We start from the raw sequence: 12,618 nt of genomic DNA, 5'->3' as shown, positions 1-12,618 counted from the left end.
CCCAGGAGAACACGAGCATGCGGATCGCGCTGGCGCCCGACGACACGGCCGCGCACGACGGTTTCGACGACGCCGCGTGGACGGCTCGCGAACTCAGCGCGTGGCTCGGGCTCGTCTATCAGGGCCTGTCGGAAACGACGCCATGGGCGCGCTTTCTCGAAGCGATCCGCGTGCGGCTCGACGCGCGCTTCACGACGCTCGTGCTGCGCAACCCCGGTGGCTCGCGGCGCGGGCTCATCATCAACGCGTCGGCCGACGGCCCGCTGCTGCCCGGCGAGCCGTCGTACAGCGAGCAGTTCTATGCGCTGTGCCCGTTTCTCGACCAGCCGCCCGGCCAGGTGTTCACGGCAGACGGACTGTTCGGCGCCGCCCGCTGGTGCGCGCACGATTTCTACCGGCAGTACCTGCAGCCGCTCGACCTGCGCTTCATCCTCGGCGCGAACCTGCGCGGCGAGCGCGGCGTCGAGTGCGCGTTCTTCGTGAGCCGCGCGCATCATGCCCGCGACTTCGACGCGGCCGAACGCGCGCAGGTCGCGACGCTGTTGCCCCACCTGCAGCGCGCGGTCGAGCTGCATGCGGCGCTCGACGTGCTCGACGCCGAGCGCGCGCTGTACGCGGGCACCGTCGACCGGCTCGACGTCGGCACCGCGATCCTCGACGAGGATGGCCGCGTGATCAAGCACAACCGCATCGCCGAACGGCTGCTCGCGCAGCAGGACGGCCTGTGCCTGCGCCAGGAGCGGCTCCATGCGTCGTGCCCGCTCGACGAGCGCCGGCTGCAGAAGGCGTTGCAGGCCACGCTCGAGCATTTCCGCGCGGGCGCGCTGGGGCGCATCGAGGCCACCACGCTATCGCGCCCCGGCGGCGCGATGCCGTTGAACGTGCTGCTGCGCCCGCTCGCGCCCTATCACGGCGCGGAGGACCGCCAGCACCGGCCGGCCGTCGCGGTGTTCGTCCGCGATCCGGCGTCGTCGCCGCAGACCTCGCGCGACATGCTGCACCGGCTGTTTCGCCTCACGCCGATGGAAACCGAGATCGCACTGCTGCTCGTCGACGGCCTGACGCTCGACGAAGCGGCCGCCGCCACCGGCATCACGAAGAACACCGCCCGCGCACACCTGCGCGGCATCTTCGCGAAGACGGGCGCAACGCGCCAGGCCGTGCTCGTGAAGATGCTGCTGAACAGCGTCGTGTCGATGGCGTAGCGGGCGGCGCCCACCCGGGGGCGACGCCCATCGCAGCGTAGAGCGGGCCGCCAAGGGTACAGCTGCCGTCGAGCTGCCGAATCACGTCATACGTCATCAGACGTGATGGCGCCCAATTATCTCCCGCTGCGATGTCTCATTATTTGGCCGAATTTCGGGTAAACCCGCGACGTCACGCCGGAATCTGAAGCGTACCATGTCGTACGACAACATACTACTTAGCTCACCACCCGACGCCGACGCGGGCCGCCGCCCCGTCCGCCGCCCGACCGGAGACTCCATTGACCACGCCTGCCCTGCCCGGCCGCGACCCGCTCGCGTCCGCCGTCTCGAAAGTGAAATGGCACGTGCTGCCGCTCGTGCTGATCATGTTCATCGCGAACTACATCGACCGCGTCAACGTCGGCTTCGTCGATCGCCACCTCGAAGCGTCGATCGGTATCGGCGCGGCGGCGTACGGACTCGGTGCCGGCCTGTTCTTCGTCGGCTACGCGCTGTTCGAAGTGCCGTCCAACCTGCTGATGCAGCGCTACGGTGCACGCATCTGGCTCGCGCGGATCATGGCGACGTGGGGCATCGTCGCCGCCGCGATGGCGTTCGTGTGGAACGACACGTCGTTCTACGTGCTGCGCTTCCTGCTCGGCGCAGCCGAGGCCGGCTTCTTCCCCGGCGTCGTGCTGTACCTGTCGCAATGGCTGCCGCCGCAGGAGCGCGGCAAGGCGATGGCGATCTTCCTCGGCGGCTCCGCGTTCGCGTCGGTGCTGTCCGGGCCCGTGACCGGCGCGCTGCTGTCGATCCACGGCTTCGGCCTGCAAGGCTGGCAGTGGATGTTCCTGATCGAAGGGATGTTCTCGGTCGCGCTGTGCGGCGCGAGCTGGCTGCTTCTGAAATCGCACATCCGCGACGCGACGTGGCTCACCGCCGACGAACGCGCGGCGCTCCAGAACGCGCTCGATGAAGAACGCGCGACCCGCGACGTGCGCTCGAAGGTGCACGTATCGGCCGCCACGCTGCTGCGCGACCCGCAGATCATGCTGTTCTGCTTCCTGTATTTCGCGATCCAGCTCACGATCTACGCGGCCACCTTCTGGCTGCCGACCATCATCCGCAAGATGGGCGGCCTCACCGACTTCCAGGTCGGCCTCTACAACACGATTCCGTGGATGATCGCGATCGGCGCGATGTACGCCTTCGCGGTGCTGTCCGCGAAGTGGAAACATCCGCAGCGCTGGCTGTCGTTCGCGCTCGTGCTCGCCGCGTGCGGGCTGTTCGCGTCGACGTCGCACGATCCCGTCTGGTCGTTCGCGTCGATCTGCTTCGCCGCACTCGGCTTCAAGGCCGCGTCGTCGCTGTTCTGGCCGATCCCGCAGGGCTATCTCGACACGCGCGTGGCCGCGGCCGTGATCGCGCTGATCAACTCGATCGGCAACCTCGGCGGCTTCGTCGCGCCGACGGCCTTCGGCTATCTGAAGCAACATACGGGTTCGATCACGGGCGGCCTGTATGCGCTCGCGATCGCATCCCTCGTCGCCGCGGTCGCCGCGCTGTTCGCCCGCACGCACCGGCGCAGCGATCCGCCGCGCGGCCTGCCGGCCGACGAGTCCTTCACGAACACCGCACTGCTCCGCCATGCCGAACACTGACCGCCTGACCGTCGTCGTCTCGAATGCCGTCGACGGCGACCTCGCCACGTTCTCGCTCACCTCCGACGGCGCGCTCGCCCCGCTCGCCCGCTACCCGGCCGGCGACGTCGCGATGCCGGTCGCCGTGCAGCCCGATCGCGGGCGGCTGTACGTCGCGACGCGCGGCGCAGAGCCGACGATCGTCGCATTCCGCATCGCTGCCGGCACCGGCGCGCTCGCCCGCATCGGCGCAACCGCGATCGACGCGAGCCACGCGTACCTGTCGCTCGATCGGAGCGGCCGCTGGCTGCTCGGCGCGTCGTACGGCGGCAACTCGCTGAGCCTCTACGACGCCGCGCGCGTGCGCGACGGCGACGGCGCGCCGCTGCAGGTCGCGCACGGCATCGCGAACGCGCATGCCGTCGTCGTGTCGCCGGACAATCGATTCGCGTACGTGAGCTCGCTTGGCTCGGACCGGATCTTCACGTTCGCGCTGGTCGAGGATGCAGGCGGCCTGCGCGCGGTCGAGCACGGCGAAACGCGCGTGCCGGGCGGCTTCGGGCCGCGTCACCTGCGCTTCGCGCGCGACGGCCACACGCTCGTCGCGGTCAGCGAATTCCAGGCCACGCTCGCGACCTTCTCGCGCGACGTCGACAGCGGCCGCCTCGGCAACGCACAAGTCAGCGCGCGTCACCCGGCCGTCATCGACCTCGCGCGAGGCCATGCGCGCCCACCCGCGCCGACCGAACCCGCCGTGTGGGCCGCCGATCTCCACCTGACGCCCGACGAGCGCTTCGCGTATGTCAGCGAACGCACGTCGAGCCAGTTGCTTTGCTATCGCCAGCATGCGGACGGCACCTTCGAACCCGCTCATGCGACGGCCACCGAAACGCAGCCGCGCGGCTTCGCGATCGATCCGTCGGGACGCTGGCTCGTCGCATGCGGCGAGCAGTCGGAATACGTGTCGGTCTATGCGGTCGAGCCAAGCGACGGCACGCTGTCGTTGCACGCACGCGTGCCGGGCGGTCGCGGGGCGAACTGGGTTGCGATCGTCTGACGGGCCGATTGATCGATGCAGGGCGCGCCACCGACACCGGCCGCGCCGCCCGCCGCGCCGTCAGCGCCGCTCGCTCGGCGCGACGCCGGTCCAGCGCTTGAATGCACGCGTGAAATTGGCGCGGTCGGTATAGCCAACCCGCGCCGCGATCTCGTCGACCGGCAGGCGTGTGCCCTCGAGCAACCTGAGCGCATCGCGCAGCCGGATCTCGTCGAGTAGCGCGGAGTAGGTCGCGCCGAATTCCGCGAGCTTGCGTTTCAGCGTGCGCGCCGACACGTGCAGCTCGCGCGCGACTTCGTCCACCGACGGATAGCCGGCGTCGCCGCAGATCAGCAGGTTGCGCACGCGCTCGACGATGCTTTCCGCATAGCCGAGCCGCGCGAGCTCGGCCTCGCATTGCTGGACGATCATCTGCGCGGTCTGCGCGTTCGCGGTGCCGATCGGCTCGTCGAGCAGCGCCGCGTCGCAGCGGATGCGGTTCGCGCTCGCGTCGAAATGACAGCGCGGCAGCCGCTCGCGATAGCGCTCGAACCACGGCGGTTCGGGCCATTCGAAATGCAGCTCCGCGCGCGACCGCAGCGTGCGACCGGGCGCGGGATCGAGCAGCGAGTTGAACAGGATCGCCGTCTCGACCAGGAAGTTCTCCACCGCGAACTGGCGCAGCCGGCCAAGCGGAAATGCCTCGAGCACGTCGATGTCGACAATCCCGTCGAGCTGCGCGAGCCGCACCGAAAAGAACGGCACGCGCGTCGGCAGGTAGCGGATACCGAGCGCGATCGCCTCGCCGAGCGTCGCGCAGCTCATCAGCCCGAAGCCGATCAGGCCGGATTTCGTGAGACTGCTGCGCAGGCCGATCTCGATCGCGATCGACGGATCGTCCGTCGCCTCGAGCAGGTTGAACACGATCGCCGCCTGCTGCAGCGGCGTGATGCGCGCGTCGGGCTGGGCGAGCCGGTCGCGCTCGACACCCGACCCGGCGAGAATTCGGCCGCCATCGATGCCGCGCTCCTCGGCGAGCATCAGCATGAACAGCGCATACGCGGACGATACCGTCGCCTTGTTCAGCTGGCGCGCGGCATCCGGGACGGACAGGGCCATACGGCGGACTCCGGAGCGGTTTTCGGCGGATTGTAGCGTCGCTGGCCCGCAATGACACCACGTCGGCACTCTAGCCGCATGACGCTGCATCGCAGGCCGGCGCGCGGGTCAACGTGGCCCGAAATGACACCATCATTGGCACCGGCGGCCCTCGCGTGCGCCACGAGGCCCATCTATGCTTGTCACATCGGCATTGCGCCCCACTCTCTCTGCTCGGATTCCGGTCGATGAGCCAATCTGCACGAACCGTCTTTCGTCACGACGCCGACAAGGTCGCGTACGTCCGCCGCGAGGTCAACGCCGCGAGCGACGCGATCCGCGCGCGCTTTCCGCTGCTCGACAACCAGAACCTCGTCGGCGCGACCGTGATGGCCGTGTCGGTGAGCGCGATGCTCGCGATCGCCTGGCTGTATGCGCGCGGCGCGATCGCGTGGTACGTCGCGCTGCCGCTCGCCGCGTTCGTCACGTCGCTGATCCACGAACTCGAGCACGACCTGATCCACCTGATGTACTTCAAGAAGACACCGTGGGCCTATCACCTGATGATGGCGCTGTGCTGGCTCACGCGGCCGGGCACGATCAACCCGTGGACGCGCCGGCGCATGCACCTGCATCACCACAAGGTGTCGGGCGGCGAATCGGATCTCGAGGAATTCGGCATCACCAACGGCGAACGCTGGGGCGTGAAGCGGCTGCTGATGATCGCGGACGGGATGCTCGCCGTCGTGCTGCGGCCGGAGGCGATGCGCCGCAAGGTCAGGCAGTACGTGGCCGCGCAACCGGTGCAGGATGCGGCCGAACGCGCGCAATTGCGCATCGAGCAGGTGTCGTCCTACATGCCGATCGGTCATGCGTACTACGCGCTGTGGCACGCGTTCATCGTCTATCACGCCGGCCTGTTCGCGCTGCATGCGTTCGGCTATGCAGTGACCGTGCCGACCGTCGTCGAGCGCGTGATGCACGTCGTCGATTTCCTCGCGGTCGTGTGGCTCGGGCCGAACTTCGTGCGCAGCTTCTGCATCAACTTCGTCAGCTCGAACATGCATTACTTCGGCGACATCGATTCGCGCAACGTGATCCAGCAGACTCAGGTGCTCAACCCGTGGTGGATGCTGCCGTTCCAGCTGTTCTGCTTCAACTTCGGCAGCACGCATGCGATCCATCATTTCGTGGTGCGCGATCCGTTCTACATCCGGCAGCTGACCGCGCGCACCGCGCATAAGGCACTGCGTGAAGTCGGTGTGCGGTTCAACGACGTCGGCACGTTCAAGCGCTCGAATCGCTGGGGTGCGTATCGTCCGGTTCGCGGTGTGCGCGGCACGCGGCGGGCCGACGCTTGACGGCAGCGGGCGGGGTTGCTCGCCGCGCCGGTGTCGCGTTAGTCCGTCAGTCGCCGATCGGCGGCATCGGCCCCCGCCCGCGGATCCACGCCCAGTTCGCGAGTTCGGCCATTTCCTTGTCGCCGCGGCTGTCGCCGTAGGCGAACAGTTTCGCGGGCAGCCGATTGCCCCACCAACCGCGCAAGCGCACGACCTTCTGCGGGCCCCAGCAGTTCTCTCCGTTCAACCGCCCGGTGAACGTGCCGCGCTCGAACGCGAGGCGCGTCGCGAGCACCGTGTCGATGCCGGCCGTCTTCGCCCACTTCTCCAGATACAGCGACGGCGATGCGCTCACCAGCACGACTTCATGCCCGCGCGCCTGATGCTCGCGCACCCGCTCCAGCATGTCCGGACGCACGAGGTTCGGCAGGTAGCCGTCGACGAAGGTGCGCGCCAATACGTCGAGCGCGTCCTCGCGGATCGGCCCGAGCGCAAACCACGCGAACTTCGCCTTCGCATCGCCGCGCGACAACAGTCCCGCCTTCATCGCGATGATCCACGGCAGCGCGCGCAGCCCGGCCCATGCGAATCGCGGCGTGCCGACCGCGTAGCGGACGAAATGACGGAAGCTGTCGGTGGTCGTGATGGTGCCGTCGAAATCGAATGCGGCGACGATGCGGTCGGTCATGGAGAGGCAGGAAAGCGATGAGATGCCCGGGAAGATAACAGACTCGCGCGGCCATGCGGCCGGGCCCGGGCGTAACTGGGAGCATGGCCCTTCTGCGCGGCCGGATTCGATACGAAGCAGGCCGCCGCGCGACCCGCGGAAGGCGGCTTTCCGGTCGATTTCGGCGGATCGCCCAAGGGGGTGGCGACCATCCGCCAGAGTTTGCTATACTCTCGGTCTTCCGGAGAGATGGATGAGTGGTTTAAGTCGCACGCCTGGAAAGCGTGTATAGGTTAATCGCCTATCGGGGGTTCGAATCCCCCTCTCTCCGCCAAATGATTTAAAAAGCCCCGCAAAATCAATGATTTGCGGGGCTTTTTGTTTTGTGGCTATCAAACCAACTATCAAACGCCGCCACCGGACTTCACCTCGGCACCGCGGCCGACAGACGCGGGAAACAACGAAGCGCAAAACACCAGGGACGGGCACGCCTGACGCATGTCCACCGAATAGCTATCCGCGCTCGGGCGTCCTGGTCGAATGCTTATCTGGCGCTGGGCATTTGTGCAACGGTCGCAAGGAAGTGCTGAGTCTGTGGATCGAGCAAACCGAGGGCGCAAAGTTCTGGATGAAGGTCTTCAACGAACTGAAGAACCGAGGCTTGCACGACATCCCGATCGCGGTGGCCGACAGTTTGCGCGGCTTCCCCGAAGCGATCGAGGCGGCTATCCGGCCGCCCAAATCCAGACCTGCATCGCGCATCTGATCCGCAATTCGCTGAATCTGGCGAGCTGAAAGGACCGCAAGCCGCTGACTGCCGCGATCAAGCCGGTCTCCAGGCCGAGGCGCCAGCAGCGTCGCTCGACACCGAGCGACGAAGCGGCTGGCAAACTGCTGTATCTGGCCTTGCGCAACATCGAAGACTTCTTCCCCCCGCGATGTCCCGCGTCCAGCGCCTCAGCGTCACGGATGCCGAATGTAATCCACCAGCGCCCTCGTGTATTCATCCGGCTGCCGATCGAGCAGACTCACCACGATCGCCACCGCGAACCCCGCCGGCACGCCGAACACACCCGAACTGATCGGCTCGATCCCGAACCACGTCCGCCCGGCGAACCCCGTCAGCTGCGTGAAGTATGGATACGTCGACACGATGTAGTACACGCATACCGCGAGCCCCGTCAGCATCCCGGCGATCGCACCGCGCGTCGTCGTGCGTTTCCAGAACACTCCGAGCACGAGCACCGGAAAGAAACTGGACGCCGCGAGCGAAAACGCCGCCCCGACCAGAAACAGAATCTTCCCCGTACTGAGCGACGCGACATACGACGCGAACAGCGCGACGCCAAGCAGCAAGACCTTCGAGATCGTCACACGCCGCTGCCTCGACGCGTCCGGCGCGACCATGCAGTAATAGACGTCGTGCGACAGCGCATTCGCGATCGTCAGCAGCAACCCGTCCGCGGTCGACAGCGCCGCGGCCAGCGCACCGGCCGCGATCAGCCCCGACACGACATACGGCAATCCCGCGATCTCCGGCGCGGCCAGCACGACCATGTCTGGCTGCATCTGGATCTCCGACCAGTGCACGATGCCGTCGCGAATCACCTCGACGACGCTGATCAGGTCCGGTTCGAAGTGATGCCACTGCGTGACCCATGCGGGCAGCTCGGCGATCGGCCGCCCGACGAGGCTGGTGAGAATCTCGTACTTGATCATCACCGCGAGCACCGGCACGCTCAGGTAGAACAGCGCGATGAAGAACAACGTCCAGCCGACCGAACGCCGGGCCGATGCGACCGACGTCGTCGTGTTGTAGCGCGTGAGGATGTGCGGCAGGCTCGCGGTGCCGAGCGACAGGCACAACAGCAACGCGAGGAAATTCCGCTTGCGCGGCTTGCGGTCGTCGTCGTTCGCCGCGGGAAACGGCTCGTGCATCGGCACGGGTGGCTCGGCGCGTGCCAGCAGATCGTCGCGCGTCTGGGTCCAGGTCACGCGCGCCGCCGTCGGGTCGCGCGGAAAGTCCGCCAGCTCGCGCTCGCGCTGGTTGATCTCGCGCAGCGGCCCGTTGTGGCGCCGCAGCTCCGCAAGCTGGTCGACGAGTTGCTGGCGAGCGTCCGCATACGATGCAGGCAAGCGGTCGAGCTGCGCCTGCACGACCGCGGCCTGCCGGCGATACGCGTCGCGCACCTGCTGCTCCGGTGCGGCATCGCGCACCTGCGCCTCGCGCGCCGCCACGCGTTCCATCAGCTTGCCGTAATTGAACTGCGGCACCGGCCCGAGCCCGTTCTTCATCGCGATCAGCGACACGGGAATCAGGATCGCGCTGATCAGGATGATGTACTGCGCGACCTGCGTCCACGTGACCGCGCGCATCCCGCCGAGAAACGAGCACACGAGAATGCCCGCGAGCCCGCAGAAGATCCCGATCGCGAAGTCGACGCCGATGAAGCGCGTCGCGATCAGCCCGATCCCCTGGATCTGCGCGACCAGATAGACGAACGAGCACAGGATCGCGGCGCCGGCCGCGAGCGCGCGCACGGCGGTGCTGGAAAAGCGCGTGCCGAGAAAATCGGGAATCGTGTAGCGCGCCAGCTTGCGCACGTATGGCGCGAGCAGGAACGCGACGAGGCAGAACCCGCCGGTCCACCCCATCACGTACGCGAGCGCATCGTAGCCGGTTGCGTAGAGCGAGCCGGCCAGACCGATGAACGACGCCGCCGACAGCCAGTCGGCCGCCGTCGCCATCCCGTTGAACGCGGACGGCACGCGCCGCCCGGCCACGTAGTATTCGACGAGATCGGACGTGCGCGACAGCAGCCCGATCACCGCATACACGGCAATCGGCACGAACAGGAACACGTAGCCGATCCACACGCCGGAACCGGTCGCGCGCTCGATCCGCCACAGCAGCAGCACGAACCCGAGAAAGCCGAGGGTGTAAAGCGCGTACGCGCGAATCAGTCGATGCGTCAGCATGGATCAGCGGGCATGGTGCGCATTGCCCGCGTGCGCCGCATGTTCGTCGTACGCGCGCCGCAGCAGGCGGTCCGCGCGCTGCATCAGGCCGATGTAGACGACGATCAGCACGAGATACACGAGAATCGCGCCCTGCGCGCCGACATAGAACGGCAGGCTGAAACCGGCAAAGCGGATGCCTGCGAGCGCGGGCGCGAAGAACGGCACGACGAACGACACCGTGAAGCCGATCGCCATCAGTACCACGATCAACACGACGTTGAAACGCCAATAGCGCGCATGGGCACGCGCGAGCGGCTCGGGAACGGGTGGCGGCGCGGCAGGCGCCGGACGGTACGAATCGGTCATGCCGTTATTTAGCAAAAAGCCCCTGCGCGGGCAATCGGGATTGCCGCGCAGGGGCTCGTGTGCGCAACGTGCACAACAGGCGCGATCAGCGCACTTCGGCGAGCTGCTCGAGGATCGCGGGGTTCTCGAGCGTGGACGTGTCCTGCGTGATCGCCTCGCCCTTGGCGAGCGAGCGCAGCAGGCGCCGCATGATCTTGCCCGAGCGCGTCTTCGGCAGGTTGTCGCCGAAGCGGATGTCCTTCGGCTTCGCGATCGGCCCGATCTGCTTGCCGACCCAGTCGCGCAGCGTCTTCGCGAGCGCCGCCGCTTCCTCGCCTTCCGGACGCGAACGCTTCAGCACCACGAACGCGACCACCGCCTCGCCCGTCGTGTCGTCCGGGCGGCCGACCACCGCCGCTTCCGCAACCAGCTCGTGCGAAACCAGCGCCGACTCGATCTCCATCGTGCCGAGCCGGTGGCCCGACACGTTCAGCACGTCGTCGATGCGGCCCATGATCGTGAAGTAGCCGGTGTCCTTGTCGCGCACCGTGCCGTCGCCGGCCAGATAGAGCGTGCCGCCGAGCTCCTCGGGGTAATAGCTCTTCTTGAAGCGCTCCGGGTCGCCCCAGATCGTGCGGATCATCGAGGGCCACGGACGCTTGACGACGAGAATGCCGCCTTGCCCGTTCGGCACGTCCTGGCCGGTCTCGTCGACCACCGCGGCCATGATGCCCGGCAGCGGCAGCGTGCATGACCCCGGCACCGTCGGCGTTGCGCCCGGCAGCGGCGTGATCATGTGGCCGCCGGTTTCGGTCTGCCACCACGTGTCGACGATCGGGCAGTGCTCCTGGCCGACGTGCTTGTGGTACCACATCCACGCTTCCGGATTGATCGGTTCGCCGACCGTGCCGATGATGCGCAGGCTCGACAGGTCGTAACTCTTCGGATGAACCTTGTCGTCGGCCTCGGCGGCCTTGATCAGCGAGCGGATCGCGGTCGGCGCGGTGTAGAACACCGTGACCTTGTGATCGTTGATCATCTTCCAGAAGCGGCCGGCGTCCGGCCAGGTCGGCACGCCTTCGAACACGACCTGCGTTCCGCCGCACGCGAGCGGCCCGTAGGTGATGTACGTGTGGCCCGTGACCCAGCCGATGTCGGCCGTGCACCAGAACACGTCGGTCGGTTTCCAGTCGAAGGTCCACTTCATCGTCTGCGCGGCCCACAGCAGGTAGCCGCCGGTGCTGTGCTGCACGCCCTTCGGCTTGCCGGTCGAGCCCGACGTATAGAGGATGAACAGCGGATGCTCGGCGCCGACCCATTCCGGTGCGCACGTGTCGGGCTCGCCGTCGGCGATCTCGTGCATCCACAGGTCGCGCCCGGCGTGCCAGTCGATCTTGCCGCCGGTGCGGCGATAGACGATCACGCTCTTGACTGCTTCGCAGCCGCCCATCGCGAGCGCCTCGTCGGCGATGCTCTTGAGCGGCAGCGTCTTGCCGCCGCGCGCCTGCTCGTCGGCGGTGATGAGGGCGACCGCGCCGACGTCGACGAGCCGCTCGTTCAGCGATTTCGCGGAGAAGCCGCCGAACACGACCGAGTGCGTGGCCCCGATGCGCGCGCAGGCCTGCATCGCGACGATGCCCTCGATCGACATCGGAATATAGATGACGACGCGATCGCCCTTGCCGATTCCGCGTTTCTTCAGCGCATTCGCGAAGCGCGATACACGTGCCAGCAGATCGGCGTAGGTGACGCGCGTGCCGGTGCCGTCGTCGGCCTCGAAGATCACCGCGACGCGCTCGCCGTTGCCGGCTTCGACGTGACGGTCGAGGCAGTTGTACGACGCGTTCAGCTCACCGTCATCGAACCACTTGTAGAACGGCGCATTGCTCTCGTCGAGCACCTTGGTGAACGGCTTGTGCCAGCTGAGGCCCTCGCGCGCGAGACGCGCCCAGAAGCCCTCGTAATCCTGCTCGGCCTCGGCGGCAAGCGCCTGGTAGGCCGGCATGCCGGAAATGGTCGCCGCCTTCTCGAGCGCCTCGGGCGGCGCAAACTGGCGGGTTTCGTGAAGAACCGATTCAATCGCAGACATCGACTACCCCTTGGTGAACATGAATCCTCTGCATGGCGGCGCGATCGTGCGCGCCGCGTCTTGGCCGGCGCTTGCGCGCCGCTGTCTCCCACTCACCCGCGCGCGCCCGAAGGCTGCGCGCGATGCTGCGCCGCACCACGTCACAAGACGATGGACGTACGGCCCGGCCCTATCCACGATAAGCGCTCGAACTTACCCGTCACTTACGCGACATCGCCGTTTCGCACGCCGCGCGGCGGCGCCTTGCAGTCTGCT

At 67.3% G+C, this 12,618-nt stretch carries 9 protein-coding genes, 1 tRNA gene and 1 pseudogene; 6 read left to right on the top strand and 5 right to left on the bottom strand.

Annotated elements, in window-relative coordinates; translation table 11 throughout:
* Positions 1–17: 17 nt before the first annotated feature.
* From WS66_RS18340 to WS66_RS18325, 3 genes are all read left to right on the top strand, one after another.
* The gene (locus WS66_RS18340) at positions 18–1,205 is read left to right on the top strand and encodes a helix-turn-helix transcriptional regulator (protein WP_059599047.1); all 1,188 of its coding nucleotides are present in this window, start codon (positions 18–20) and stop codon (positions 1,203–1,205) included.
* A 281-nt stretch (positions 1,206–1,486) separates the two neighbouring features.
* Entirely contained in the window at positions 1,487–2,848 is a 1,362-nt protein-coding gene (locus WS66_RS18330; RefSeq protein ID WP_059599046.1) for an MFS transporter, read from the top strand.
* Positions 2,835–3,884, top strand: a complete 1,050-nt coding sequence (locus WS66_RS18325; protein ID WP_059599045.1) for a lactonase family protein — start codon at positions 2,835–2,837, stop codon at positions 3,882–3,884. The genes WS66_RS18330 and WS66_RS18325 overlap by 14 nt, the downstream gene beginning before the upstream one ends.
* A gap of 60 nt (positions 3,885–3,944) precedes the next feature.
* Here the strand turns inward: WS66_RS18325 and WS66_RS18320 are convergent, their stop codons facing one another.
* Positions 3,945–4,982: an AraC family transcriptional regulator gene (locus WS66_RS18320; RefSeq protein ID WP_059599044.1), complete on the bottom strand. Its 1,038-nt coding sequence runs from the start codon at positions 4,980–4,982 to the stop codon at positions 3,945–3,947.
* A gap of 227 nt (positions 4,983–5,209) precedes the next feature.
* On the opposite strand from WS66_RS18320, the gene WS66_RS18315 reads away from it, so the two are divergent.
* Positions 5,210–6,322: a fatty acid desaturase gene (locus WS66_RS18315; protein WP_059599043.1), complete on the top strand. Its 1,113-nt coding sequence runs from the start codon at positions 5,210–5,212 to the stop codon at positions 6,320–6,322.
* Between the two features lie 46 nt (positions 6,323–6,368).
* Here WS66_RS18315 and WS66_RS18310 read toward each other — a convergent pair whose 3' ends face one another.
* Positions 6,369–6,989 (bottom strand): HAD family hydrolase, encoded by a 621-nt coding sequence (locus WS66_RS18310; RefSeq protein ID WP_059599042.1) that lies wholly within the window; start codon positions 6,987–6,989, stop codon positions 6,369–6,371.
* Positions 6,990–7,211: 222 nt separating this feature from the next.
* Here WS66_RS18310 and WS66_RS18305 point away from each other — a divergent pair.
* A tRNA-Ser gene (locus tag WS66_RS18305) sits at positions 7,212–7,302 on the top strand.
* 228 nt (positions 7,303–7,530) lie between these two features.
* A pseudogene (locus tag WS66_RS18300) lies at positions 7,531–7,760 on the top strand (transposase); the annotation flags it as partial.
* A gap of 171 nt (positions 7,761–7,931) precedes the next feature.
* Here the strand turns inward: WS66_RS18300 and WS66_RS18295 are convergent.
* The 3 genes from WS66_RS18295 to acs form a co-directional block, all read right to left on the bottom strand.
* A complete protein-coding gene (locus WS66_RS18295; RefSeq protein WP_059599040.1) occupies positions 7,932–9,947 on the bottom strand; it encodes a sodium:solute symporter family protein in 2,016 nt (671 codons plus the stop codon).
* Positions 9,948–9,950: 3 nt separating this feature from the next.
* A complete protein-coding gene (locus tag WS66_RS18290) occupies positions 9,951–10,295 on the bottom strand; it encodes a DUF4212 domain-containing protein (protein ID WP_059599039.1) in 345 nt (114 codons plus the stop codon).
* A gap of 85 nt (positions 10,296–10,380) precedes the next feature.
* Entirely contained in the window at positions 10,381–12,363 is a 1,983-nt protein-coding gene (acs, locus tag WS66_RS18285; RefSeq protein WP_108064698.1) for an acetate--CoA ligase, read from the bottom strand.
* Positions 12,364–12,618: the final 255 nt, after the last annotated feature.

This window comes from Burkholderia sp. LA-2-3-30-S1-D2, assembly GCF_001523915.2.
GTDB lineage: Bacteria > Pseudomonadota > Gammaproteobacteria > Burkholderiales > Burkholderiaceae > Burkholderia > Burkholderia diffusa.
The sequence above is the reverse complement of the archived record's forward strand: the minus strand, read 5'-3'. Positions and strand labels throughout refer to the sequence as shown.

Bases quoted from the DNA above. Each gene is read 5' to 3' on its own strand.
- WS66_RS18325 (WP_059599045.1), top strand. From the start codon at position 2,835: ATGCCGAACACTGACCGCCTGACCGTCGTCGTCTCGAATGCCGTCGAC.
- WS66_RS18290 (WP_059599039.1), bottom strand. From the start codon at position 10,295: ATGACCGATTCGTACCGTCCGGCGCCTGCCGCGCCGCCACCCGTTCCC.
- WS66_RS18310 (WP_059599042.1), bottom strand. From the start codon at position 6,989: ATGACCGACCGCATCGTCGCCGCATTCGATTTCGACGGCACCATCACG.
- WS66_RS18315 (WP_059599043.1), top strand. From the start codon at position 5,210: ATGAGCCAATCTGCACGAACCGTCTTTCGTCACGACGCCGACAAGGTC.
- WS66_RS18340 (WP_059599047.1), top strand. From the start codon at position 18: ATGCGGATCGCGCTGGCGCCCGACGACACGGCCGCGCACGACGGTTTC.
- WS66_RS18295 (WP_059599040.1), bottom strand. From the start codon at position 9,947: ATGCTGACGCATCGACTGATTCGCGCGTACGCGCTTTACACCCTCGGC.
- WS66_RS18320 (WP_059599044.1), bottom strand. From the start codon at position 4,982: ATGGCCCTGTCCGTCCCGGATGCCGCGCGCCAGCTGAACAAGGCGACG.
- acs (WP_108064698.1), bottom strand. From the start codon at position 12,363: ATGTCTGCGATTGAATCGGTTCTTCACGAAACCCGCCAGTTTGCGCCG.